The organism is Pseudomonas sp. B111 (genome assembly GCF_026428275.1).
GTDB classification, from domain to species: domain Bacteria; phylum Pseudomonadota; class Gammaproteobacteria; order Pseudomonadales; family Pseudomonadaceae; genus Pseudomonas; species Pseudomonas aeruginosa.
The window spans coordinates 4,013,471-4,038,692 of sequence record NZ_CP097857.1; the positions used below are offsets into that span (position 1 = coordinate 4,013,471).

Sequence of the window (25,222 nt, forward strand, 5' to 3'; positions counted from 1 at the left end):
TTTGAACCTGCCACATTCTTTCGCTACCCGGACTGGCGGGGCGCACCGCCGGCCGGGCATCAAGGGGCGCTGGCCGCCCGGCCCCGCGTCGCTCTGGCGCGGGGCCGGCATGGCATCAGAGCCCTTGCTCGACGAAGCGCTGGGCCAGGGCCAGGGCCTCGTCCAATTTCGCTGCATCGGTGCCGCCGCCCTGGGCCATATCCGGGCGTCCGCCACCTTTGCCACCAACTGCCGCCGCGGCTTGCTTCATAAGCTCGCCGGCCTTCAGTTGGCCGGTCAGGTCCTGGGTCACGCCTGCGACCAGTACGACCTTCCCGTCCAGCTCGCCGCCGAGCAGGATCACTGCGCGGCCGAGCTTGTTCTTCAACTGGTCGACCAGCGCCAGCAGCGCCTTGCCGTCCAGACCATCGAGGCGCGCGGCGAGTACCTTCGCGCCCTTGATTTCCACCGCTGCCGCCGAAAGGTCGTCGCCGGCCGCGCTGGCAGCCTTGGCCTTGAGCTGTTCCAGCTCCTTCTCCAGCGAGCGGTTGCGCTCCAGCAGTGCGCCGAGCTTGTCCAGCAGGTTATCGCGGCTGCCCTTGACCAGGCTGGCGGCTTCCTTGAGCTGCTCCTCGGCACCGTTCAGGTAGGCCAGCGCCGCCGCGCCGGTGACCGCCTCGATACGGCGTACGCCGGCAGCCACGCCACCCTCGCTGGTGATCTTGAACAGGCCGATGTCGCCGGTGCGGGATACGTGGGTGCCACCGCACAGCTCGACGGAGAAATCGCCGCCCATGCTCAGCACGCGCACCTGGTCGCCGTACTTCTCGCCGAACAGCGCCATGGCGCCCTTGGCCTTGGCGGTGTCGATATCGGTTTCCTCGGTCTCGACCTCGGTGTTGCGACGGATTTCGGCGTTGACGATATCCTCCAGGGCCTTCAGTTGTTCCGCCTTGATCGCCTCGAAGTGGCTAAAGTCGAAACGCAGGCGCTGGCTGTCCACCAGCGAGCCCTTCTGTTGTACGTGGTCGCCCAGTACCTGGCGCAGCGCGGCATGCAGCAGGTGGGTCGCGGAGTGGTTGAGCGCGGTGGCCTGGCGTACCGAAGCGTCGACCTCGGCCTTGACCGCGGCGCCGACGCTCAGGTTGCCCCGGGCGACCACGCCGTGGTGCAGGTGCGCGCCGCCGGCCTTGGTGGTATCGCGCACGTCGAAGCGCACGCCAGCCGCCTCGAGGTAGCCACTGTCGCCGACCTGGCCGCCGGACTCGGCGTAGAACGGCGTCTGGTCGAGGACCACGACGCCCTCCTCGCCCTCCTCCAGGCGCTCGACGGCCTGGCCGTCCCTGAACAGCGCGACGATCTGTCCAGCGCCGGAGACACCCTGGTAGCCGAGGAAGCGGGTCTCGCCGTCGACCTTGACCAGGCTGTTGTAGTCCATGCCAAAGGCGCTGGAAGCGCGGGCGCGCTCGCGCTGGGCCTCCATCTCGCGCTCGAAGCCGTCCTCGTCGATGGTCAGCTCGCGCTCGCGGGCGATGTCATTGGTCAGGTCGACCGGGAAGCCATAGGTGTCGTACAGCTTGAACACCACGTTGCCGGGAATCACGCTGCCCTGCAGTTCGGCAAGGTCCTGTTCGAGGATCTTCAGGCCTTGCTCCAGGGTCTTGGCGAACTGCTCTTCCTCGGTCTTCAGCACGCGCTCGATGTGTGCCTGCTGTTGCTTCAGCTCGGGGAAGGCATCGCCCATCTCGGCGACCAGCGCTGCGACGATCTTGTGGAAGAAGGTGCCCCTGGCGCCCAGCTTGTTGCCGTGGCGGCAGGCGCGGCGGATGATCCGCCGCAAGACGTAGCCGCGACCTTCGTTGGACGGCAGCACGCCGTCGGCGATCAGGAAGCTGCAGGAACGGATGTGGTCGGCTACCACCTTCAGCGACGGCGCGTCGTCGTTGGCGCAGCCGATGGCCTCGGCGGAGGCTTTCAGCAGGTTCTGGAACAGGTCGATCTCATAGTTCGAGTGCACGTGCTGGAGTACCGCGCTGACGCGCTCCAGGCCCATGCCGGTGTCCACGCTCGGCGCCGGCAGCGGGTGCATGACGCCGTCCGCGGTGCGGTTGAACTGCATGAACACGTTGTTCCAGATCTCGATGTAGCGGTCGCCGTCCTCTTCCGGCGAACCGGGCGGGCCGCCCCAGATCTCCGGCCCATGGTCGAAGAAGATCTCGGTGCAGGGACCGCAGGGTCCGGTATCGCCCATCGCCCAGAAGTTGTCGGACGCATAGGGCGCGCCCTTGTTGTCGCCGATCCGCACCATACGCTCGGCGGGCACGCCGACTTCCTTGGTCCAGATGTCGTAGGCCTCGTCGTCGGTGGCGTAGACGGTGACCCAGAGCTTTTCCTTGGGCAGGTTCAGCCATTTCTCGCCGGTGAGGAACTCCCAGGCGTAATGAATGGCGTCGCGCTTGAAATAGTCGCCGAAGCTGAAGTTGCCCAGCATTTCGAAGAAGGTGTGGTGCCGCGCGGTGTAGCCGACGTTTTCCAGGTCGTTGTGCTTGCCGCCGGCGCGCACGCATTTCTGGCTGGTGGTCGCACGGGTGTAGGCGCGCTTTTCCAGGCCGAGGAAGCAGTCCTTGAACTGGTTCATGCCCGCGTTGGTGAACAGCAGGGTCGGATCGTTCGCCGGGATCAGCGAACTGGAAGCGACACGGGTGTGTCCCTTCTCTTCGAAGAAGCGGAGGAAGGCTTCACGGATTTCAGCGCTTTTCATAGGTTCTTCCACGGAAAATTGGCGGCCACGAATCGCCGGCAAAGGGCCGCATTATATCGGCCCTTGGGCAAGGTTGTAGTGTATTTGCGCGATAGTTATTGCCTATTGCCGACCTTTTCGCTTATGAGCGACGAAAGGCCGCGAAGGCATCCAGTACTTGTCCTATGGACTCGGCGGAAACGTCCAGGTGGGTGACCAGGCGCAAACGCGCCGCCGCGCTGATCCGCACCTCGCGCTCGGCGAGGAAGTCGCGCAGCGCGACCGCCCGCTCGCCGAGATCGACGTAGACCATGTTGGTCTGCACCGGCTCCACCGCATAGCCCAGTTCGCGCAGCCCGTCGCCCAGGCGCGCGGCGTTGGCGTGGTCGTCGGCCAGGCGTGCCACCTGGTGATCGAGGGCGTACAGGCCGGCAGCCGCCAGCAGACCGGCCTGGCGCATCCCGCCGCCGACCATCTTGCGCCAGCGACGGGCCTTGCCGATCAGTTCGACGCTGCCGCAAAGCACCGAGCCCACCGGCGCACCGAGGCCCTTGGACAGGCACACCGACACCGAGTCGAAGTGCCGGGTGATTTCGCTGGCGTCTACGCCCAGCTTCACCGCCGCGTTGTACAGGCGCGCGCCATCCAGGTGCAGGGCCAGGCCACGCGCGCGAGTGAAAGCGCGCGCCGCGGCCAGGTAGTCGAGCGGCAGCACCTTGCCCTGCATGGTGTTTTCCAGGGCCAGCAGGCGGGTCCTGGCGAAATGGAAGTCGTCGGCCTTGATCGCCGCCGCGACCTTGTCCAGGTCGAGCGATCCGTCGGCCTCGCCGTCGATCGGCTGCGGCTGGATCGAGCCCAGCACCGCGGCACCGCCGCCCTCGTATTTGTAGGTATGCGCCTGCTGGCCGACGATGTATTCGTCGCCGCGCTCGCAGTGGGCCATCAATCCGAGCAGGTTGCTCATGGTCCCGGTCGGTACGAAGAGCGCCGCGGCGAAGCCCAGGCGCGCCGCCAGTTCGGCCTCCAGGCGGTTGACCGTAGGGTCCTCGCCATAGACGTCGTCGCCCAGTTCGGCCGCGGCCATGGCTTCGCGCATGCCGGCGGTGGGCTGGGTGACGGTGTCGCTGCGCAGGTCGATGACAGGCACGGAGGGCTCCTCGGTTCGGCGGAAAAGCCCGATCCTACGGCGCTCTACCGACAGCCACAAGGGAAGTCGGGAAATCTTCCCGGCCGCAACGGAAACGGAGCGCCGAAGCGCTCCGTCATGATCGAGAGGGAAGGCCGATACGCCTCAGAGCTTGGCCGGCACCACCAGGATTCCGGCGCGCAGGCCGTTCTTCACCCGTGGATTGGGGAAGATGATGCGCGCGCCGACCTCGTCCACCACCCAGCGCGTACCGCCGATATCCTCGGCCAGCAGGTAGCCCGGCGAGAGTTCGGTGAAGTTGGCCACGTCATCGTCGAGGTGCAGGCGGAAGTGGTCGCTGTGCTTGATCACCTCGCGCGACACGCTGAACAGCTTGAGGCCGTCGAGCCGGGAGCCGTCCGGCTGTTCCTCGCTGCCGTCGATCAGCAGCTCCAGGCTCCGCTCCAGGCGCTCCAGGTTGACCTCCTGGTTCTCTCCGAACGGACGTGCCTTGCCCAGTTCCAGGGTAAAGGCCTCCGCGCCGAGCTGGCCGTAGGTGTAGGCGCTGAAGGTGATGCCCGGCTTGTTCTGCAACAGCACCGCCTCGATGCCGGCGTCGCGCAGGCGGGCCAGTTCGCTGCGGGAATGCTCGCGGCCCTCGGCCCAGGGGTAGAGGGCGAACTGCTCGATCTTCGAGCCGCGGATCGCGGTATGCAGGTCGTAGTGCAGGTGGACTCGCTCGGTCTTGCTGAAGAACACCTGGGCCAGGCGCTCCAGCTCGGCGGCACGGAAGGCCTCGTTGCCGCTGCCCTCCTCGTGGCGACCGTTGAACAGGCGGTTCATGTCCTGTTCGACGTAGCGCTCGCCGCGGCGGATGGCCTCGGGATTGCCGAACAGGAAGAGGACCCTGGCGGCAGGCTTGAGGGTGCCCGCGGCGACCTTGCGGATCAGCCGTTCGAGCAGTTCGATGGGCGCGGTCTCGTTGCCGTGGATACCGGCCGAGAGCAACAGGTCGACGCCGTTGTCGCGGGCGCCGATCGGCGTGACTTCCAGCGCGCCCTCGGCCAGCCAGTGCAGGCGGGTGCCGTCGGCGGTGAGCTGGATCTTCTCGGTCGGCTCGCGGCCGGCCAGGGTCAAGTCGAGCAGTTTGCCGAGGGCGAGCATGGGATGTCCTCAGTCAGTGGGTGTGGTCGCAGCCGCAGTCGGGGCCGTGCTCGTGGTCGTCGCCCTCTTCGATCGGCTCCATCTCCAGTTGCAGGCTGACCAGGTTGGTCGCCATCGGCCGCAGCAGCAGGTTGGTGTATTCGGTATCGCCGTCTTCGACGTCGACGCCGATCAGCAACTGGCCGTTGCCGGCTTGCTGGACCCACACTTCCTTGCCCTGCCAGACCACGGCGAAACGGGTGCAGGAAGTTTCCAGCTGGGTGCCGTCGTTATCTTCGAGGATCAGTTGCAGGCTATCGGACATGGTGGCGAGGCTCTCAATCGAGTTGGAAGGAATAAACCGAGCCCAGTTTAAGGATCTGCGTCAGTTCATCCAATGCCGTCCGGCACTCCAGCAGCAGTTGCGGGTCGGCCAGGTCGGTTTCGCTCAGGCGGTCGCGGTAGTGCCGGTCGACCCAGGCTACCAGCGTGTCGTACAGGCCGGCGCTCATGATCACCCCCGGATTCACCGCCGCCAGCTCCCGCTCCTGCAGCGCCACGCGCAAGCGCAGGCAGGCCGGGCCGCCGCCGTTCTGCATGCTCTGCTTGAGGTCGAAGACCTTCACTTCGCGGATCGGGCCGTCGTCGCCGGTGAGCTGGTCCAGGTAGTTCCAGACCCGCGGGTTGTTCCGACACTCCTCCGGTACCACCAGCAGCATCGAACCGTCGGCCTTCGACAGCAGTTGGCTGTTGAACAGATAGGACTTCACCGCGTCCTCCACCGCGACCTGGTCGCGCGGCACGCAGATGGCGCGGAAGCGGCCGCCGCGGCGGCCAAGCTTGTCGTGCAGTTCGGCAAGGACCTTCTCGGTATCGAGGAAGGCGTCCTCGTGATGGAACAGCACCTCGCCATTGCCCACCGAGATCACATCGTTGTGGAACACGCCCTGGTCGATTACCGCCGGGTTCTGTTGAGCGTAGACCACTCCGGCCTCGCTCAGCCCGTGCAGGCGCGCGACCGCCTGGCAGGCTTCCAGGGTCTGGCGCGCCGGATAGCGTTGCGGCGCCGGGAAGCGACTGTCGAAGGCGCTGCGACCGAAGACGAAGAACTCCACGCCGGCATCGCCATAGTCCTTGCAGAAGCGCGTGTGGTTGGCCGCGCCTTCGTCGCCGAACTGGCTCACCGCCGGCAGCGCCGCGTGATGGGCGAAATGCCGCTCGTCGTTGAACATCGCCGCCAGCACGCGGCTGGTGGTGGGATGCTCGATGGATCGGTGGAACTTGCAGTTCAGGTTGGCCGCGGTGAAATGCACGCGGCCGTCGGCGGTGTCGGCGCTCGGGCTGACCGTGGCGGCATTGGCGGTCCACATGCTCGACGCCGAACTGCAGGCGGCGAGGAGAGGCATCGCTTCCTTCGCCGCGCGGCGGATCACCTCCTCGTCGCTGCCGGAGAAGCCCAGGCTACGTAGCGCAGCGGTATCCGGGCGGGCTTGCGGGGCGAGCACCCCCTGCTTGAAACCCATCTCCATCAACGCCTTCATCTTCGCCAGGCCCTGCTTCGCCGCTTCCTTCGGGTTGGACACCGCCTGGCTGTTGCTTTGCGAAGCGACATTGCCGTAGGACAGGCCGCCGTAGTTGTGGGTCGGGCCGACCAGGCCGTCGAAATTCACTTCATGGGCATTCATAGGCTGATCCCGGGAGTCAGGGTGGCAGGAAGGGACACGCTGGGGCTTTCCAGCGAGGCGACCGGATAGGCGCAGTAATCGGCGGCGTAGTAGGCGCTCGGCCGGTGGTTGCCGGACGCGCCGATACCGCCGAACGGCGCGCTGCTGGCGGCGCCGGTGAGCTGCTTGTTCCAGTTGACGATGCCGGCGCGGCTTTCCACGAGGAACTGCTCGAAACGCTCGCGGGAATCCGACAGCAGCCCGGCGGCCAGGCCGTACTGGGTGGCGTTGGCTTCACGGATCGCCGCAGCGAAATCGGAGTAGCGGATCACTTGCAACAACGGCCCGAAGAACTCTTCGTCCGGTCGCTCGGCCACCGCGCTGACGTCGAGGATGCCCGGGGTCAGCAGGGCGGCGCCGTCGATCGGCTGGGTCATCGCCAGCAGCGGCTGTGCGCCCTTGCCGATCAAATGCTCCTGGGCCTTGAGCAGGTGCTCGGCGGCGCTCAGCGAAATCACCGCGCCCATGAACGGCGCCGGCTGTTCGTCGAAGCGGCCGACCCGCAGGGTAGCGCTGACCGCCACCAGGCGCGCCAGCAGTGCGTCGCCCCAGGCGCCCTGCGGCACCAGCAGGCGGCGGGCGCAGGTGCAGCGCTGGCCGGCGGAGATGAAGGCGGACTGGATGATGGTGTAGACGGCGGCGTCGAGGTCGGCGACCTCCTCCACCACCAGCGGGTTGTTGCCGCCCATCTCCAGCGCCAGGATTTTCTGCGGCTGGCCGCCGAACTGGCTGTGCAGCAGGTTGCCGGTGCGACTGGAGCCGGTGAAGAACAGACCGTCGAGCCCACGGTGGGCGGCCAGCGCGACGCCGGTTTCGCGACCGCCCTGGACCAGGTTGAGCACGCCGGCCGGCAGGCCGGCCTCGATCCAGGCCTTGAGCGTCAGCTCGGCGACCTTCGGGGTCAGCTCGCTGGGCTTGAACACCACGCAGTTACCGGCCAGCAGCGCCGGGACGATATGCCCGTTGGGCAGGTGGCCGGGGAAATTGTAGGGACCGAATACCGCCACCACGCCATGCGGCTTGTGCCGCAGCACGGCGGTGGCGTCGGCCAGCGGACCGGACTTCTCGCCGGTGCGCTCGCGGAACGCCTGCACCGAGATCACCACCTTGTTGACCATGCTGGTCACTTCGGTGGCCGACTCCCACAGCGGCTTGCCGGTTTCCTCGCCGATCGCCCGGGCCAGCTCGTCGGCGCGGGACTTGAGGGTCGCAGCGAAGCGCTCGAGCAACTCGATGCGCTGCTCCAGCGGGCGCCGCGCCCAGGCCGGGAAGGCCTCGCGGGCGGCACGCACGGCGGCATCGACCTGGGCGGCGTCAGCGCCGCGCCCGGACCAGACCACGCCCTGGCCAACCGGGTCGAGGGACTCCAGGGTCTCGCCCTGGCCCGCCAGCCACTGGCCGGCAATGTAATGGGTACTCATCATCGACTCCTCGGGCGCCCTCGCCGGGACGCCTCCATCAGGCTTTCAAGCGCGCTTCTGCGCCGACAGCGGCACCGCGCGTACCGAGGCGCCGGCCGACAGGCGCAGGCGCTTGGCGGTCAGCGGATCGACCACCAGGGTGCCGGCGGCGGCCCGCGCCGGCGCGGCGGTGATGCGACAGTCTTCGCGCTTGCGGTTGTGGATCAGGTAGGGCTCGGCGTCGTCGCCGGGAGTGCCCACCGCCAGCACCAGGTTCTGGCTCTCGGCGATGGCGCGGATCTTGTCGGTCTCGGCCTCGATCGCCGGGCCGGCGTCGAAGATGTCGACGTAGCCCTGGTAGCTGAAGCCCTCGGCCTTGAGCATGGCCAACGCCGGCTCGGTGTTCGGATGGACGCGGCCGATCACCCCGCGCGCCTCCTCGGAGAGGAAGCAGGTGTAGAGCGGGAACTTCGGCATCAGTTCGGCGATGAAGGCCTTGTTGCCGACCCCTGTGAGGTAGTCGGCCTGGGAGAATTCCATCTTGAAGAAGTGCCGGCCGAGGCTTTCCCAGAATGGCGAACGCCCCTCCTCGTCGGACATGCCGCGCATCTCGGCGATCAGCTTGTCGCCGAACAGGTGGCGGAATTCGGCGATGAACAGGAAGCGCGCGCGCGACAGCAGCTTGCCGTTGAGGCCGCTGCGGTGGTCGGCGTGGAGGAACAGCGAGCACAGCTCGGAATTGCCGGTCAGGTCGTTGGCCAGGAACAGCGTGGGGATCTCGCGATGGATGTTGAGTTCCTGCGAGGCGCTCACGGTGAGGCCGACCCGGTAGTTGTACCAGGGTTCGCGAAGCCCTACCGCTCCGGCGATGGCGGAGATGCCGACGACCTTGCCGGCGTCGTCCTCGAGGACGAACAGGTAGTCGGCGTCGCCGCGTTCGGCCTCGCCACGGAAGGCCTTCTCGGCCCAGCTGACGCGATGCTGCAGGCGCTGCTCGTTGGCCGGCAGGGTGGTCAGGCCGGTGCCGGTGCTGCGCGCCAGCTCGATCAGGGCCGGCAGGTCGGCGCTGGTAACAGGACGTACGATCATGACTGGCTCCTTCAGACCGCTACCAGGCGCACGCTGGCGCCTTCGCCGACGCCCAGGGCCTCGGCGGCTTCAACACTCAGGGCCACCGGCTTGCCGGGCGCCCAGTCCAGGTCCAGCACGACCGCGCGGAAGTCCTGCAACTGGCCGTTGGTGACCAGGTATGGACGCCCGCTCTTCGGCGCCTCGCCGATCTTCACCGGAACCACCCGGCTCTGGGCGATCGAGCGAATCCCCGAGGTGCGCGCGTGCAGGGTCGGGCCGCCATCGAAGATGTCGATGTAGTTGTCGGTCTCGAAGCCTTCGCGCATCAGGATGTCGAAGGTGATCTGCGCTCGCGGGTGAACCTGGCCCATGGATTCCTGGGCGGCATCCGGCAACAGCGGCACGTAGATCGGATAGTGCGGCATCAGTTCGGCGAGGAAGGTGCGGCTCTTCAGCCCGGAGAGCTTTTCCGCCTCGATGTAGTTCAGGTCGAAGAAGTTGCGCCCGACCGCGTTCCAGAACGGCGATTCGCCCTGCTCGTCGCTGTAACCGACGATCTCCACCACCACCGCGTCGGCGAAGCGCTCCGGATGGCTGGCCATGAACAGCAGGCGACCGCGCGAGTTGAGTTCGGCATAGACGCTCTGCACCAGGTCGCGCTGTACGTAGAAACTGGTCAGCAGGCTGTTGCCGGTAAGGTCGTGGCACAGCGAGAGGACATGGATCTTGTTGTGGATCGACAGCGAGCGCGAGGCGTGCACGAAGGTTTCGTTGCGGAAGCTGTAGAACGGTTCCGAGAACCCGGCCGAGGCGACGATCGCCGAGCAGCCGACCAGCTCGCCGCTGGCGCTGTCTTCGAGGACGAAGAAATAGCTTTCCTCGCCGTTGTAGCTTACCTCCGCGGCGAACGAGGCCTCGGAAGCGAGGATCTTGTCGCGCAGGCGTTCGGCGTCATCCGGCAAGGACGTGACGCCTACCGGGCTGTCCGCCGCCAGACGCTGCACCTGTGGCAGGTCGGCCGCTTGGGCGGGGCGCATCACCAACATGGCGTCACTCCTTTCTCAGACAACGATGATTGCCGCATCCATGCGCGGGACCGCGGCACCTTCCTGTGCCACGGTTTCGAACGTACAGCAGGGAAGATCCCGCGCCACGCACGGCGGCACGGTTCCCGGCTCCGGCGCGGGCCGCTCCGGGATGTCGCATCGGGTGCCCCGGCCTGCGCCGGGGCCCCGTGGGTTCGCTCAGCCGCGGACCAGCTTGGCCACGGCGCGCTCGAAGCGCTCCAGGCCTTCGTCGATCTCGGCGTCGTCGATCACCAGGCTCGGCGCGAAGCGCACCACGTCCGGGCTGGCCTGGAGCACCATGACCGCCTCTTTCTCGGCGGCGTTGAGCACATCCCTGGCCTTGCCCTTCCACTCGTCGGTCAGCGCCGCGCCGATCAGCAGGCCCATGCCGCGAATCTCGCCGAAGATGCCGTACTCCTGGCCGATCTTCTGCAGGCGGGACTTGAAGCGCTCATGCTTGGCCTTCACGCCATCCAGCACTTCCGGGGTATTGATCACGTCCAGCGCCGCCTCGGCCACCGCCGAGGCCAGCGGGTTGCCGCCGTAGGTGGTGCCGTGGGTGCCGACCGACAGGTGCTTGGCGATCTCGCCGGTGGTCAGCATCGCACCGATAGGGAAGCCGCCGCCCAGGCTCTTGGCACTGGAGAGGATGTCCGGGACCACGCCGTAGTGCATGTAGGCGAACAGCTCGCCGACCCGGCCCATGCCGCTCTGGACCTCGTCGAAGACCAGCAGCGCGTTGTGCTCGTCGCACAGCTTGCGCGCCCCTTCCAGGTAGGCCTGCTGCGCCGGCAGCACGCCGCCCTCGCCCTGGATCGGTTCCAGCACCACGGCGCAGGTCTTGTCGGAGATCGCCGCCTTCAGCGCTTCCAGGTCGTTGTAGGGAACGTGGGTGATACCCTCGAACTTGGGCCCGAAGCCATCGGAATACTTCGGCTGGCCGCCGACGTTGACGGTGAACAGGGTGCGCCCGTGGAAGCTGTTGCTGGCGGCGATGATCTCGTACTTCTGCGGGCCGTAGACATCGTTGGCGTAGCGGCGAGCCAGCTTGAAGGCCGCCTCGTTGGCCTCGGCGCCGGAGTTGGCGAGGAACACCCGCTCGGCGAAGGTGGCGTCCACCAGCTTGCGCGCCAGGCGCAGGGCCGGCTCGTTGGTGAAGACGTTGGAAACGTGCCAGATGCGCTGGGCCTGCTCGGTGAGCGCCTTGACCAGCGCCGGATGCGCGTGGCCCAGGGAGGTCACGGCGATGCCGCCGGCGAAATCGATCAGTTCGCGGCCGCTCTGGTCCCAGACGCGCGATCCCTCGCCTCGCACCGGGATGAAGGCGGCGGGGGCGTAGTTGGGGACCATATACCGGTCGAAATCGGCACGTTCTACCTGCGCATGGGGAGCGGACATCGGTGTTTCTCCTGCCTGAAGGCGGCTATCGATGAAAGGATTGTAGGGATTGGGACCGGGCCGGCATTGCCGCCATGCGACAACTTGTTATAGCGCCAACCCGGGAATTTCCGCGGCTTTCGGAAATGCGACAGAAAGCATCGGGAAGGCGCAGTGTAAACGCGCGATGCACTCGGGTGCATACTTCTTCTACGCCGCCCCGCGGGCGGGAACAGCAGGGAAACAAGCCATGCCCATCGAGGGAATCGACTACCGTCTCGTCTTCGCCTCCGACGTCAATCCGCGCGACGGCCTCGGCCTGGAGTGCTGGCGCGGCGAACAGCCGCTGTTCGAGGTATTTCGCGACGACGCCGGCCGGCGTTTCGTGGTCAACCTGTTCGCCAGCGACGTTCCGCTGGAACTGCTGGAGGCGATCATTCCGACGGCCCGTCGCGAACTCGGCGACTTCCCGAGGCGATCCGCCTCCCGGGGCGTCGCAAAGCCCGGCTGAAACCGCCGCGCCGTTGGCGATCAGCCGCGTTCGACGGGAGTGAAGGTCGTCTCGAAGGCGCTGCCGCCGCGCCGCTGGTTGCGGTCCTCGCGCGGAGTGACGCCGAAGAAGTTGCGGTAGGCGCTGGAGAAGTGCGGCCCGGAAGAGAAACCGCAGGACAGGCCGATCTGGATGATCGACTTGCTGGTCTGCATCAGCATCTGCCGCGCGCGGTTCAGGCGCAGCTCCAGGTAGTACTGGCTGGGTACGCGGTTCAGGTATTGCTTGAAGATCCGTTCCAACTGGCGCCGCGAAACGCACACATGCTGGGCGATCTCGTCGGTGGTCAGTGGCTCCTCGATATTGGCTTCCATCAGCAGTACCGCCTGGGTCAGCTTCGGATGGCTGGAGCCGAGGCGATTCTTCAGCGGGATGCGCTGGCGCTCGTTGCCTTCGCGGATGCGCTCCACCACCAGCTCCTCCGAGACCGCGCCGGCCAGTTCAGCGCCATGGTCGCGGGACAGCAGCGCCAGCAGCAGGTCGAGTACCGCCATGCCGCCGCAGGCGGTCATGCGGTCGCGATCCCACTCGAACAGGTGGTTGGTGGCGATGACCTTGGGGAAGCGCTCGGTGAAGTCATCGTGCCAACGCCAGTGCACCGCGGCGCGATAGCCGTCGAGCAGGCCGAGCTGGGCCAGCGGGTAGATGCCGGCGGACAGCGCGCCGATCGCCGCTCCCGAACGCGCCAGTTGCTTGAGCGCCAGGCCCAGCGCTGGCGACACCGCCGCCGGCGCCTCGTCGGCGACCAGGAACAGCCGCGAGCATTGCTCCAGCCTGCCGTTCCAGGCCGTTCCCGGCAGGCGCCAGCCCTCCTCTTCGGCCGGCGCTTCGGCGAGCAGGAACAGCGGCTCGTAGAGCGCCTCGGGGTGCAACCGCCGGGCCGCCCGCAGGGCTTCCTCGGCAAGCGATAGCGTCAGCGCGCGGGTGGCGGGCCAGAGGAGGAAACCGATGCGTTGGGGTTGGGCAGTCATGGGAGCAGCTTAGCCGGCCTCTGCGATGAATGTTACTTGAGGCTGCCGGAGAGGAACTGCTTGAGGCGGTCCGACTGCGGGTTGGCGAGGACTTCCTTCGGGCAGCCGTGTTCCTCGACCAGGCCCTTGTGCAGGAACACCAACTGGTTCGACACCTCGCGGGCGAAACCCATCTCGTGGGTCACCACCACCATGGTGCGACCTTCCTGCGCCAGGTCCTGCATGACCTTCAGCACTTCGCCCACCAGTTCGGGGTCGAGCGCCGAGGTCGGCTCGTCGAACAGCATCACTTCCGGCTCCACCGCCAGCGCCCGGGCGATCGCCACGCGCTGCTGCTCGCCGCCGCTCATGTGCGCCGGGTAGGCGTCCTTGCGGTGCGCCACGCCGACCTTGGCCAGGTAGTGCTCGGCCTTCTCGATGGCTTCCTTCTTCGACACGCCGAGCACATGCACGGGCGCCTCGATGACGTTCTCCAGGGCGCTCATGTGCGACCACAGGTTGAAATGCTGGAACACCATCGACAGGCGCGAGCGCATGCGCTGCAACTGGCGGGAGTCGGCGGCCTTCAGCGCGCCGTCGCGGCCGGGCACCAGCTTCAGCTCCTCGCCGTTGAGCAGGATCTTGCCGGCGTGCGGCTGCTCCAGCAGGTTGATGCAGCGCAGGAAGGTGCTCTTGCCGGAACCGCTCGAGCCGATGATGCTGATCACGTCGCCCGCTTTCGCCGCCAGCGAGACGCCCTTGAGCACCTCGTGGCTACCGTAGCGCTTGTGCAGGTCTTGGACTTCCAGTTTGTACATGTGTGTGTTCTCGGCTAATCAGTCGCTGAGCAAGCGTCCCTGACGGATCGGTTGACGACCGGCCACCTTGGCCAGCCAGAGTCCCGGCTGCGCGTAGCGCATCCGTTCGATGGCGAAAAGCACGCCGGAGACCCCGGCGCACACGGTGCTGGCACGGTCGGCCAGGGGATCGATGACCTGGAACAGCGGTTCGCCCGCCTCCACCCATTCGCCCGGCCGGCGCAGGAAACTCACCACGCCGGTATGCGGCGCGTGGACGTATTCGGTGCCCTCGAAGGGCAAGCCTTCGCAGCAGGCTTCGGGCGCCGCCGGCCATTCGCCCTCGACGAAGCCCTGCTCGGCGAGGAAGGCCAGGATCGCCGCGGCGTTGGCCTCGGCCTGCTGCGCCGTGGTATCGGCCTGGCCGCCGAGTTCGACGGTGGTCGCCAGGCAGGCCAGCGGAAGCTCGGCGCGCGGATACAGGCGCGACAGGCGCAGCCACGGCACCGAGCAGGCCTCGTCGAAGGAACCGCCGCCGGACTCCTCGGCGAGCAGCCCGACGGCGGCGCCCAGGCGCGCGGCCAGGGAGGCGAAGGTGGGCCATTGTTGCGGCAGGGTATAGAGATGGATGGCGGCCTCGAAGTCGCAATGCAGGTCGAGCACCAGGTCGGCGTCGCAGGCGTGGCGATAGAGCAGGCGCTGCATGCCCTCCAGTTCCGAGGTCGCCGGCGGCAGGGCGTCCAGCGCCGCGCGCAGGGCCTGGCGGACCAGCGCGACATTGGCCGCCGGATCGCTGCCGAGACGCTCGCCGACGCTGTCGATCACCGCGTCCAGCAGGTCGGGGAAATCGCGATTGAAGTTGCGCCCGCTGCTCATTTCGAAGCGCCCCTGGTGCAGCGCCTGGATCATCTGCCCGAGACCGACCGGATTGGCCACCGGCACCAGCTCGACGGTGCCGCGCAGGCGGCCTTCCGCCTCCAGCAGGCGCAACCGCTGCTTCAGCTCCCAGGCGGTGCGCATGCCCGGCAGCTCGTCGGCGTGCAGGCTGGACTGGATGTAGACCTTGCGCGCGCCGCAGCCGAAGCGGAACACGCTCAGGCGCTTCTCGCTTCCCAGGGTGCTCCACGGCAGCAGGTGGTCGATACGCTCCATGCGGTCCTCCGGATCAGGATTTGCGCGGCGCCAGGTAGGCCAGCCAGCGGCGCTCGGCAAGCTTGAACAGGCGCACCAGGATGAAGGTCAGGCACAGGTAGAACAGGCCGGCGGTGATGAACGCTTCGAACGGCAGGTAGTACTGCGAATAGACGGTTCGCGCGGCGCCGGTGATGTCCACCAGGGTGACGATGGACGCCAGGCTGGTGGTCTGCAGCATCATGATCACTTCGTTGCTGTACTGCGGCAGCGCACGCCGCAGTGCCGATGGCAGGAGGATGCGGCGGTACATCTTCAGGCGCGACATGCCCATCGCCTTGGCCGCCTCGATCTCGCCATGGGGCGTGGCCTTCAGGCTGCCGGCGAGGATCTCGGCGGTGTAGGCGCTGGTGTTGATGGCGAACGCCAGGCAGGCGCAGAAGGACGCGTTCGACAGCCAGGGCCACAGCGCGCTCTCGCGCACCGCGTCGAACTGCGCCAGGCCGTAGTAGATCAGGAACAGCTGGACCAGCATCGGCGTGCCGCGGATCACGTAGGTGTAGAGCCAGGCCGGGAAGTTCACCAGCAGCTGCTTGGAGACCCGCATCAGCGCCAGCGGCACCGCCAGCAGCAGGCCGATCAGCAGGGAGATCGAGAGCAGCTTGAGGGTGACCAGCAGGCCGTCGAAATAGAGCGGAAGGCTGTCCCAGATGACGGAGAAATCGAAGATCACGATAGGGCCCCTTGACTCACAGTTCCGCGGTTTTCACGCCGACCGAATAGCGGCGTTCGAGCAGGCGCAGCAACAGCAGCGACACGCTGGTCACCAGCAGGTACAGGCCAGCCACGGCGAGGTAGTAGGTGAACGGCTCGCGGGTCGCATCGGAGGCCTGCTTGGCCTTGAACATCATGTCCTGCAGGCCGACCACGGAAATCAGCGCGGTGGCCTTGACCAGCACCAGCCAGTTGTTGGTGAAGCCGGGGATCGCCAGGCGGATCATCTGCGGCACCTGGATGCGGAAGAACACCTGGCGGTGGCTCATGCCGTAGGCGTAGCCGGCCTCGCCCTGGCCCTTGGGAATCGCCATGAAGGCGCCGCGGAAGGTTTCCGAGAGATAGGCGCCGAAGATGAAGCCGAGGGTGCCGACGCCGGACACGAAGGGATTCAGGTCGATGTAGTCGTCGTAGCCGAGTTGCGGGGCGACCCAGTTCAGCAGGCCCTGGCCGCCGTAGAAGATCAGCAGGATCAGCACCAGGTCGGGGATGCCGCGCACTACCGTGGCGTACAGGTCGCCGCACCAGGCCAGCCAGCGCACCGGCGACAGGCGGAAGGCCGCGCCCAGCAGGCCGAGGACGATGGCCAGGAGCATGGAAAGCAGGGCCAGCTGGAGAGTCAGCCAGGCGCCATCGACGATGGTCGCACCGTAGCCAGTGATCATCAAAACGGTACCTCTATGCAGCTAATGCAGCGCTAAAGCAGTGGCGTCCACTCAATAAAAAAGTGGCACAAACAGCGCGAGGCGTCGCGGACGTTTGTGCCACCTCTGACAGATAGCGTCAGTTCGAACCGTAGACGTCGAAGCTGAAGTACTTGTCCTGGATCTGCTTGTACTTGCCGTTGGCGCGCAGCGCGTCGATGGCCGCGTTGAACTTGCCGGCCAGCTCGCTATCGCCCTTGCGCACGGCGATGCCGACGCCTTCGCCGAAGTACTTGGCATCGGTCAGTTGCGGACCGACGAAGGCGTAGCCCTTGCCGGCATCGGTCTTGAGGAAGCCGTCCTCGAGGTTCACCGAGTCGGCGACCACCGCGTCGAGGCGACCGGCCACCAGGTCCATGTTGGCTTCCTGCTGGGAGTTGTAGCGCACCACTTCGACGCCGGCCGGGGTCAGTTCGGCGGAGGCGTAGCGGTCGGCGGTACTGCCACGCAGCACGCCGGCCTTCTTGCCCTTCAGGTCGGCCTTGGGATCGTTGAGGCTGGCGCCTTCCTTCATCACGAAGCGCGCCGGGGTGTTGTAGTACTTGTTGGTGAAGTCGACCGAACGCTTGCGCTCGTCGGTGATGGTCATCGACGAGAGGATCGCATCGATCTTGCGCACCTTGAGTGCCGGGATCAGGCCGTCGAACTCCTGCTCGACCCACTTGCACTGCACCTTCATCTCTTCGCAGAGGGCATTGCCGATATCCACGTCGAAGCCTGCCAGCTGGCCGTCCGGGGTCTTCAGCGAGAACGGCGGATAGGCCGCCTCGATGCCGATGCGCACCGGCTTGTCGGCGGCGAAAGTGGGCAGTGAGAGCACGGACAGCGCCAGGGCGCCGAGAAGTGCGAGCTTCTTCATCTGGAACTCCTTCGAAGGGGATAGCATCGATTGGCAGGAGAAATAGAACCTTGCCCAGGCTGCCGACGGATATGCGTGATCACCGGCTCTTGCGCATGGCGCCTTCTCGTGGACAGGGCGCCAGCTGGGGTGAGCGGCATTCTAGCGACAGGCCGAAAGTGGTTATTTCTTCAATGCGACAACTAATTATAAAAGCACCGAAGAGGGCATTCGGCGATATTGACAGGCAGCGACATTTGTGCCCGGAAAGCGCGAAGTGTAATCAATGAGTAAAGCAAATCTCAAGCCATAAATTGCCAATTCCTTCTCCTTCAATGGCTTGGCCGCTACGACTCGCCTCGACTGCTACCCCATGTCGCACCTTGGCTGTGCGTAGCGTTTCCTCTCGCCCCAATTATGCGCAGGCGCGCATCACCGAAGTGTTACCGCCGCCCCATTCCCGGCGCGAGCCCATTCGAAACGCCCTCCTCCTCGGCCCGCGCCAAATGAAAGACCCCGCGCGGCTCGCACCGCGCGGGGTCGTTTCGGATCAGGCGGAAGTCAGGCGGCCTGCATCGAGCGATGGGTCTCGATCAGGTGCTGGACCACGCCCGGGTCGGCAAGGGTGGAGATGTCGCCGAGGGTGTCGTACTCGGCCGCGGCGATCTTGCGCAGGATGCGCCGCATGATCTTGCCCGAACGGGTCTTCGGCAGTCCCGGCGCCCACTGGATCACATCCGGCGTGGCGATCGGACCGATCTCGCGGCGGACCCATTGCTTCAGCTCCTGGCGCAGCGCCTCGCTCGGCTCGACCCCGGAGTTGAGGGTGACGTAGACATAGATGCCCTGCCCCTTGATGTCGTGCTGCATGCCGACCACCGCCGCCTCGGCGACCTTCGGGTGGGCGACCATCGCGCTTTCCACCTCGGCGGTGCCCATGCGGTGGCCGGAGACGTTGAGCACGTCGTCGACTCGCCCGGTGATCCAGTAGTAGCCGTCCTCGTCGCGGCGCGCGCCGTCGCCGGTGAAGTACATGCCCTTGAAGGTCTTGAAGTAGGTGTCGACGAAGCGGTCATGGTCGCCGAACAGGGTCCGCGCCTGGCCCGGCCAGGAGTCGAGGATCACCAGGTTGCCCTCGGCGGCGCCTTCGATCAGGTTGCCGAGGTTGTCCACCAGCGCCGGGACCACGCCGAAGAACGGCTTGGCCGCGGAGCCCGGCTTCATCGCATGGGCGCCCGGCAACGGGGTCATCAGGCAGGCGCCGGTCTCGGTCTGCCACCAGGTGTCGACGATCGGGCAGCGCGACTGGCCGACGGTCTCGTAGTACCACTGCCAGGCTTCCGGGTTGATCGGCTCGCCCACCGAACCGAGCAGACGCAGGCTGGAACCGTCGGCACCGGCCACCGCCGCCTTGCCTTCGGCCATCATCGCGCGGATCGCGGTCGGCGCGGTGTAGAGGATGTTGACCTTGTGCTTGTCGATGATCTTCGCCACGCGGGTCACGTCGGGGTAGTTCGGTACGCCCTCGAACAGAATGGTGGTGGCGCCGTTGGCCAACGGGCCATAGACGATGTAGGTGTGGCCGGTGACCCAGCCGATGTCGGCGGTGCACCAGTAGACTTCGCCCGGACGGTAGTCGAAGACCCGCTCGTGGGTCAGCGAGGCGTACACCAGGTAGCCGCCGGTGGTATGCAGCACGCCCTTCGGCTTGCCGGTGGAGCCGGAGGTGTAGAGGATGAACAGCGGGTCCTCGGCGCCCATTTCCTTGGGTGCGCAAGTGCTGCCGGCAACCTTCATCAGGTCGTCGTACCAGACGTCGCGGTGCTGGTTCCACTTGATCTCCGCACCGGTACGCTTGCAGACGATGATCTTCTGCACGCTGGAGGTTTCCGGGTTGGTCAGGGCGTCGTCGACATTGGCCTTCAGCGGAGTGCGCTTGCCGCCGCGCACGCCTTCGTCGGCGGTGATCACCACCTTCGACTTGCAATCGATGATGCGTCCGGCCAGGGCCTCGGGGGAGAAGCCGCCGAAGACCACCGAGTGGATCGCGCCGATGCGGGTGCAGGCGAGCATGGCGACCACGGCCTCGGGGATCATCGGCATGTAGATGGTCACTACGTCGCCGCGGTGCACGTCCTGCCCGCGCAGGGCGTTGGCGAACTTGCAGACCTGCTCGTGGAGCTGGCGGTAGGTGATTTCCTGGTGGTCGGCGGGATCGTCGCCTTCCCAGATGATCGCCACCTGGTCGCCGCGTTCGGCGAGGTGACGGTCGAGGCAGTTGTGCGACACGTTGAGGGTGCCGTCGGCGAACCACTTGATGTCCACGTGATGGTCGTCGAAGGAGGTCTGCTTGACCTTCTCGAACGGCTTGATCCAGTCGATCCGCTGGGCCTGCTCGCGCCAGAAGCCGTCGGGGTTGACGACGGACTGCTGGTACATCGTCTTGTAGGTGGCTTCGTCGGTGAAGGTCCGTGCCACCGCTTCCGGGTGCACGGGGTACAGGGATGCCGCAGACATGGCTTTAACCTCGGTACGTGAGTGTTGTTTTTGTTGTGCCCAGTTGTAGCGAGCGCACACCCCACGAACCATACGACCATGGTCTTACCACTGCGCGACAGCGCCGATCGTAGCTATAAGCCGCGCCGATCGTAGCCTTGCGCCGGGCGGCGGAGCGCGTCTCGCGCCCCGCCGCCGCGACCTCAACTCATGCCCAGCAGGCCCGGCAGCCACAGCGAGATCAACGGCACGTAGGTCACCAGGATCAGGAACAGCAGCAGGATCATCAGCCACGGCAGCGCCGCGCGGATGGTCGCCCCCAGCGGCATGCCAGTGACCGCCGAGGTGACGAACAGGTTGAGGCCCACTGGCGGGTGTACCAGGCCGATCTCCATGTTCACCACCATGACGATACCCAGGTGGATCGGATCGATGCCCAGCTTCATGGCGATGGGGAAGAAGATCGGCGCCAGGATCAGCACGATCGCCGAGGGCTCCATGAAGCTGCCGGCGACCAGCAGCACCACGTTGACCATCAGCAGGAAGCCGATCGGGGTCAGGCCTTCCTGCACCACCCATTCGGTGATCTGCTGGGGGATCTGCTCGGTGGTCAACACATGGGCGAAGAGCATGGCGTTGGCGATGATGAACATCAGCATGATGCTCAGCCGCCCCGACTCCAGCAGCACCTTGGGACAGTCGCGCAGACGCATGTCCTTGTACACGAACAGCGCGACGAAGGCCGAGTACACCGCCGCCACCGCCGCCGCCTCGGTGGGGGTGAACAGCCCGGAATAGATGCCGCCGAGGATGATCACCAGCAGCAACAGGCCCCAGCCTGCACGGCGTGCGGCGGCCAGCCACTCGCGGAAGCTGGCGCGCGGCTGCGCCGGCAGCTTCTTGACCCGTGCGACGATGTAGATCACCACCATCAGGATCACCCCGAGCAACAACCCCGGAACCACCCCGGCGACGAACAGCTTGCCCACCGAGGTCTCGGTGGCGGCGGCGTAGACCACCATCACGATCGATGGCGGGATGAGGATGCCCAGGGTCCCGGCATTGCAGATGATCCCCGCGCCGAAGGCGCGCGGATAGCCGGAGCGGACCATGCCGGCCACGGCGATCGAGCCGACCGCCGCCACTGTCGCCGGCGACGAACCGGACAGCGCGGCGAACAGCATGCAGGCGAGCACCGCAGCGATCGCCAGGCCGCCGCGGATATGCCCGACGCAGGCATTGGCGAAGTCGATCAGGCGCCGCGCCACGCCACCGGTGGTCATGAACGCGCCGGAGAGCAGGAAGAACGGGATCGCCAGCAGGGTGTAGGCCTCGGAGGTCTCGAACAGCTTGATCGCCAGCGAGCGCACCGAATTCGGGCTGAACAGCAGGATCGTCAGGGCGCCGGACAGCCCCAGGGAGATGGCGATGGGCACGCCGATGAACATGAACAGGAACAGCAGCAGGAACAGGATCAGCACGGTCATGGACGGTTCTCCCCGGCCTCTTCGCCGGCCAGTTTGGAGGCCTCGGCGGCCTCGTCGGCGAGGCCCAGCCCGAGCTGGCGACCGCGCAACAGGTTGACGAGGATTTCCAGGTAGCGCAGCAGCACCAGGCCGAAGCCGACCGGCACCACCACCGCGATGTAGGCCTGGAGGATGCCGAAGTGGTCGAGGTCCTCGGCGCCGATGCCGGCGACCAACAGGGTCTTCACCCAGTCGTAGCTGGCGACCATGAACAGCCCGGCGTAGCCCAGGCAGCAGAGGCAGGCGAGTATCCCAATCAGGCGCTGCAAGGGACGCGGCGCCAGGCGCACCAGGGCATCCACCCCGAGGTGGCCGGCGGTGCGTACGCCGTAGGCGATGCCGAGGAAGATCAGCCAGCCGAACAGCGCCTTGGTCAGCGCGTTGCTCCAGGACATGTCCTGGGCTACCCCGAGGATCGCGTCGCCCACCGAGTACAGCGGAGCCCGCAGTGTCGGCAGGCGGTCGCCGAGGTCGTAGAACAGGGTGAAGACGTTGGTCATCACCACATAGAGGAAGGTCACCAGCGTCATCGCCGCCAGCAGGAAGGCGATAGCGCCCTCCTCGAAGCGGTTCCAGACGCGCACGAGTCGATTCATCGCAGCGTTCTCCACAATGCCCCGCCCGGCCGGGCGGGGCCGGACGGGTCAATCGGGACGGTTGGAGGCTTCGGCGGCCTAGAGCAGGTCAGCGCCGACATTGCCGCGGAATTTCTGCCATACCGGCTGCATCGCCTGGCGCCAGTCGGCGCGCTGCTGCGGGGTCAGGGTATGGATCTCGCTGACGCCACTGGCGAGGATGCGCTGGCGGGCGTCGCGGTTGAGGCGCTCGGCCTCGAGGTTCACCTGCACGGTGACCTCGTCCATGATCCGCTGCAGCGCTTCGCGGATGTCCGCCGGGAGGCCGTTCCAGAACTTCGCGTTGGTGATCACCATGTAGTCCACCAGGCCGTGGTTGGACTCGGTGAAATACTTCTGCACCTCGTTGACCTTCTGGCTCTCGTAGTTCGACCAGGTGTTCTCGGTGCCATTCACCACGCCGGTCTGCAAGCCCTGGTAGACCTCGGCGAAGGACATCTTCCGGGAGATCGCGCGGAGCTGGCGGAACTGCTCGTTGAGCACGTCGGACGCCTGCACGCGGAATTTCAGCCCGCGCGCGTCTTCCGGCTCCAGCAACGGGCGATTGGCGGAGAGCTGCTTCATCCCGTTGTGCCAGTAGGCCAGGCCGAGGATGCCCTTGCCCTGCATGCTGGTCAGCAGGGCGCGCCCCTGCGGGCTACGCTGGAAGCGGTCGACCGCCTGGATGTCGTCGAAGAGGAACGGCAGGTCGAAGATCTGCACCTTGCGCGTGTACTGCTCGAACTTGGCCAGGGACGGCGCTAGCATCTGCACGTCGCCCAGCAGCAGCGCCTCCATTTCCTTGCCATCGCCGAACAGCGACGAGTTGGGATAGACGTCCACCTCGACCCGGCCGCCCAGGCGCTGTTCGACGAGCTTCTTGAACAGCAGCGCGCCCTGGCCCTTGGGCGTGTTTTCCGCGACCACGTGGGAAAACTTGATGACGATCGGCTGCGCGGCATTCGCCAGGCAGGAGCCACCGATCGCCAGGGCGCACAACAGCGCCCGTACCATCGTCTTGAACATTTCGTGACCTCAGATTGTTGTTGTGCTTTCGAGGTATCGACGAGCCTGACGCAGCCGGCGCGTTCGGAGAATTCGCCATTGCTCAAGCCCGCGTTCGCGTCTGTCGAACGCGTTCAGCCACCCTCCCCGGCCCGCTCCAGCAGGCGTCGCGCGCGTCCCAGCACCGGCGCGTCGACCATCTCGCCGTCGACCACGAAGACGCCGGCACCGGAGGCGCCGGCCTCTGCCACCCGACGCGCCCACTCCAGTTCCGCGAGACTCGGCATCAATGTCTGGTGGATCGGCTCGACCTGGCTCGGATGGATGCACAGCAACCCGCCGAAGCCCATGTCGCGAGCGAAGCGCACTGCCTCGACCAGTCCGACACGGTTCTGGATCGCCGGATAGACGCCGTCCAGCGGCGGCGCCAGGCCTGCCAGGCGCGATTGCAGGAGCAGCGCGTAACGGGCGTGACCGAGAATCTGTTCGGCTGCGTTGCTGCCGGTGTTGAGATCGAGATCCAGGGCCAGGTCGAGGCTGCCGAAGGACAGCCGCTCGACCCCCGCGGCGGCGGCGATCTCGCCCAGCGCGGCAAGGCCGCGGGCACTCTCGACGATGGGCCAGACCGGCTTGCCGCTGGCCACGGCGGCGTGGCGCACCTGGGCGGCGCTCTCCACTTTCGGCAGGAGCAGGCCGATCACTCCGGCGTGGTCGCGGCACAGCGCCAGGTCGTCGGCATGTCCGGGATGCTCCGCCGCGTTGATCCGCACCAGCACCCGGGCTTCCGGCGTATCGACGAGGAAACGCCGGAGATTGGCCCGCGCCTCGACCTTCAGCCCCTCCTCCACCGCATCCTCGAGGTCGACGATGACCCGGTCGGCGCCGCTGGCAAGGGCCTTGGGGATCCGCTCCGGGCGGGTCGCCGGGACGAACAGCGCGCTGCGCACGATCTGTCGGTTCATGTCCGTCTCCTCATACCGTTCCGGTCGCGCGCAGGCGCTGGATATCGGCCGCGGTACAGCCCAGTTCGGCAAGCAGCGCGTCGCTGTCGCCGCCCAGCGCCGGCACCGCATCCATGCGCGGAACGAAGGCGCTGCTGCTGGCCGGCGGCAACAACGCCGGCAGGCGCCCGGCCGGGCTGTCGATGGAGGTCCAGCGTTGCCGCGCCTGCAACTGCGGGTGCGCCCAGACCCCGGCCATGTCGTTGACGTGGGCGTTGGCGATCTGCGCCTGTTCCAGGCGCGCCACCACCTCGGCGGCCGGCAAGGCGGCGAAGGCTTCGACGATCAGCGCACGCAGCTCCTCGCGGTTGGCCGAGCGCTTGAAGTTCGCCGAGAAGCGTTCGTCGTCGGCCAGCTCCGGGCGGCGCAGGACCTTGTCGCAGAAGGCCCGCCACTCGCGCTCGTTCTGCAGGCCGAGCATCACCGTGCCGCCGTCGCCGGCGGGGAATGGCCCATAGGGGTAGATGGTCGAGTGCGAAGCGCCGGCGCGCGGCGGTGGCGGCGCGTCCTGGTAGGCGTAGTACATCGGGTAGCCCATCCACTCCACCAGGCTCTCCAGCATCGACACGTCGATGCGGCTGCCCTCGCCAGTGCGCTCGCGCAGCAGCAGGGCCGAGAGGATGCTGCTGTAGGCGTACATGCCGGCGGCGATATCGGCGATCGAACAGCCGGCCTTGGCCATCTCGTTCGGCCCGGCGCCGCCGGTCACCGAAAGGAAGCCGCCCTCGCTCTGGATCAGCAGGTCGTAGGCCTTCTTCTTCTCGTAGGGACCGCCTTCGCCGTAGCCGGAGATATCGCAGACGATCAGTCGCGGGAAGCGCTCGCGCAACGCCTCGTAGGACAGGCCCAGGCGCGCGGCGGCGCCCGGCGCGAGGTTCTGCACCAGCACGTCGGCGCCGGCCAGCAGCTTCTCCAGCAACGGCAGCGCCTCGGCCTGCTTGAGATCGAGGCTGAGGCTCTGCTTGGAACGATTGGTCCAGACGAAGTGCGACGACAGGCCGTTGACCCGCTCGTCGTAACCGCGGGCGAAATCGCCGACGCCGGGGCGTTCGATCTTGATCACCCGCGCGCCGAGATCGGCCAGTTGGCGGGTGCAGAAGGGCGCGGCGATGGCGTGCTCCAGGCTGACCACGGTGATGCCGTCGAGCGGGCGCGGCTGGTGGGATTGCGTCATGGGTCGGACTCCCTGCCCTCGTCCGTCGAAGACGA

General features: G+C 66.8%; 22 protein-coding genes. 1 reads left to right on the top strand and 21 read right to left on the bottom strand.

Going from position 1 to position 25,222, the window contains the following annotated elements:
* Positions 1-115: 115 nt before the first annotated feature.
* The 9 genes from alaS to aruC all read right to left on the bottom strand — a co-directional run bounded on the left by alaS (position 116) and on the right by aruC (position 11,648).
* Positions 116-2,740, bottom strand: coding sequence for an alanine--tRNA ligase (gene alaS, locus M6E97_RS18705; protein WP_023112293.1), 2,625 nt, complete (start codon positions 2,738-2,740; stop codon positions 116-118).
* Between the two features lie 121 nt (positions 2,741-2,861).
* On the bottom strand, positions 2,862-3,866 hold the full coding sequence (gene ltaE, locus M6E97_RS18710) for a low-specificity L-threonine aldolase (RefSeq protein WP_033939139.1): 1,005 nt from the start codon (positions 3,864-3,866) through the stop codon (positions 2,862-2,864).
* Positions 3,867-4,010: 144 nt separating this feature from the next.
* Positions 4,011-5,009, bottom strand: coding sequence for a succinylglutamate desuccinylase (astE, locus tag M6E97_RS18715; RefSeq protein WP_003134260.1), 999 nt, complete (start codon positions 5,007-5,009; stop codon positions 4,011-4,013).
* Between the two features lie 13 nt (positions 5,010-5,022).
* Positions 5,023-5,313 carry a hypothetical protein gene (locus M6E97_RS18720; protein WP_033939137.1) on the bottom strand — a complete coding sequence of 97 codons (291 nt, stop codon included), beginning with the start codon at positions 5,311-5,313 and terminating at the stop codon, positions 5,023-5,025.
* A 13-nt stretch (positions 5,314-5,326) separates the two neighbouring features.
* Positions 5,327-6,673: an N-succinylarginine dihydrolase gene (astB, locus tag M6E97_RS18725; RefSeq protein ID WP_003085956.1), complete on the bottom strand. Its 1,347-nt coding sequence runs from the start codon at positions 6,671-6,673 to the stop codon at positions 5,327-5,329.
* The gene (gene astD, locus M6E97_RS18730; protein WP_079381513.1) at positions 6,670-8,136 is read right to left on the bottom strand and encodes a succinylglutamate-semialdehyde dehydrogenase; all 1,467 of its coding nucleotides are present in this window, start codon (positions 8,134-8,136) and stop codon (positions 6,670-6,672) included. Before astD ends, astB begins: the two co-directional genes overlap by 4 nt.
* A 42-nt stretch (positions 8,137-8,178) precedes the next feature.
* Complete coding sequence (astA, locus tag M6E97_RS18735; protein WP_003110258.1) at positions 8,179-9,201, bottom strand: arginine N-succinyltransferase; 1,023 nt, start codon at positions 9,199-9,201, stop codon at positions 8,179-8,181.
* Positions 9,202-9,212: 11 nt separating this feature from the next.
* Positions 9,213-10,229, bottom strand: a complete 1,017-nt coding sequence (gene aruF / locus M6E97_RS18740; RefSeq protein WP_003085950.1) for an arginine/ornithine succinyltransferase subunit alpha — start codon at positions 10,227-10,229, stop codon at positions 9,213-9,215.
* A 198-nt stretch (positions 10,230-10,427) separates the two neighbouring features.
* Positions 10,428-11,648 (bottom strand): bifunctional succinylornithine transaminase/acetylornithine aminotransferase, encoded by a 1,221-nt coding sequence (gene aruC, locus M6E97_RS18745; RefSeq protein WP_003085948.1) that lies wholly within the window; start codon positions 11,646-11,648, stop codon positions 10,428-10,430.
* A gap of 166 nt (positions 11,649-11,814) precedes the next feature.
* On the opposite strand from aruC, the gene M6E97_RS18750 reads away from it, so the two are divergent.
* Positions 11,815-12,138, top strand: coding sequence for a hypothetical protein (locus M6E97_RS18750; RefSeq protein ID WP_003134266.1), 324 nt, complete (start codon positions 11,815-11,817; stop codon positions 12,136-12,138).
* 20 nt (positions 12,139-12,158) lie between these two features.
* On the opposite strand, the gene argR is transcribed toward M6E97_RS18750, so the two are convergent.
* The 12 genes from argR to M6E97_RS18810 form a co-directional block, all read right to left on the bottom strand.
* Positions 12,159-13,148: a transcriptional regulator ArgR gene (gene argR / locus M6E97_RS18755; protein WP_003085944.1), complete on the bottom strand. Its 990-nt coding sequence runs from the start codon at positions 13,146-13,148 to the stop codon at positions 12,159-12,161.
* Positions 13,149-13,180: 32 nt separating this feature from the next.
* Positions 13,181-13,945, bottom strand: coding sequence for an arginine/ornithine transport ATP-binding protein AotP (gene aotP, locus M6E97_RS18760; protein ID WP_003085940.1), 765 nt, complete (start codon positions 13,943-13,945; stop codon positions 13,181-13,183).
* An 18-nt stretch (positions 13,946-13,963) separates the two neighbouring features.
* Positions 13,964-15,076 carry a M14 family metallopeptidase gene (locus tag M6E97_RS18765; protein WP_019486735.1) on the bottom strand — a complete coding sequence of 371 codons (1,113 nt, stop codon included), beginning with the start codon at positions 15,074-15,076 and terminating at the stop codon, positions 13,964-13,966.
* A 13-nt stretch (positions 15,077-15,089) separates the two neighbouring features.
* Complete coding sequence (locus M6E97_RS18770; RefSeq protein ID WP_033939132.1) at positions 15,090-15,788, bottom strand: ABC transporter permease; 699 nt, start codon at positions 15,786-15,788, stop codon at positions 15,090-15,092.
* 16 nt (positions 15,789-15,804) lie between these two features.
* Positions 15,805-16,494 carry an ABC transporter permease gene (locus tag M6E97_RS18775; protein ID WP_003085934.1) on the bottom strand — a complete coding sequence of 230 codons (690 nt, stop codon included), beginning with the start codon at positions 16,492-16,494 and terminating at the stop codon, positions 15,805-15,807.
* Between the two features lie 118 nt (positions 16,495-16,612).
* Positions 16,613-17,392, bottom strand: coding sequence for an ABC transporter substrate-binding protein (locus M6E97_RS18780; protein ID WP_003085932.1), 780 nt, complete (start codon positions 17,390-17,392; stop codon positions 16,613-16,615).
* Positions 17,393-17,932: 540 nt separating this feature from the next.
* On the bottom strand, positions 17,933-19,888 hold the full coding sequence (acs, locus tag M6E97_RS18785) for an acetate--CoA ligase (RefSeq protein ID WP_003110260.1): 1,956 nt from the start codon (positions 19,886-19,888) through the stop codon (positions 17,933-17,935).
* A 182-nt stretch (positions 19,889-20,070) separates the two neighbouring features.
* Positions 20,071-21,354, bottom strand: coding sequence for a C4-dicarboxylate TRAP transporter large permease protein DctM (gene dctM / locus M6E97_RS18790; protein ID WP_033939130.1), 1,284 nt, complete (start codon positions 21,352-21,354; stop codon positions 20,071-20,073).
* Positions 21,351-21,989 carry a TRAP transporter small permease gene (locus M6E97_RS18795; RefSeq protein WP_003134273.1) on the bottom strand — a complete coding sequence of 213 codons (639 nt, stop codon included), beginning with the start codon at positions 21,987-21,989 and terminating at the stop codon, positions 21,351-21,353. The genes dctM and M6E97_RS18795 overlap by 4 nt, the downstream gene beginning before the upstream one ends.
* Before the next feature lie 78 nt (positions 21,990-22,067).
* A complete protein-coding gene (locus M6E97_RS18800) occupies positions 22,068-23,033 on the bottom strand; it encodes a TRAP transporter substrate-binding protein (protein WP_034005565.1) in 966 nt (321 codons plus the stop codon).
* 113 nt (positions 23,034-23,146) lie between these two features.
* Positions 23,147-23,974, bottom strand: a complete 828-nt coding sequence (locus tag M6E97_RS18805) for an HpcH/HpaI aldolase/citrate lyase family protein (protein WP_003134274.1) — start codon at positions 23,972-23,974, stop codon at positions 23,147-23,149.
* Positions 23,975-23,984: 10 nt separating this feature from the next.
* A complete protein-coding gene (locus M6E97_RS18810; RefSeq protein ID WP_003110264.1) occupies positions 23,985-25,187 on the bottom strand; it encodes a CaiB/BaiF CoA transferase family protein in 1,203 nt (400 codons plus the stop codon).
* Positions 25,188-25,222: the final 35 nt, after the last annotated feature.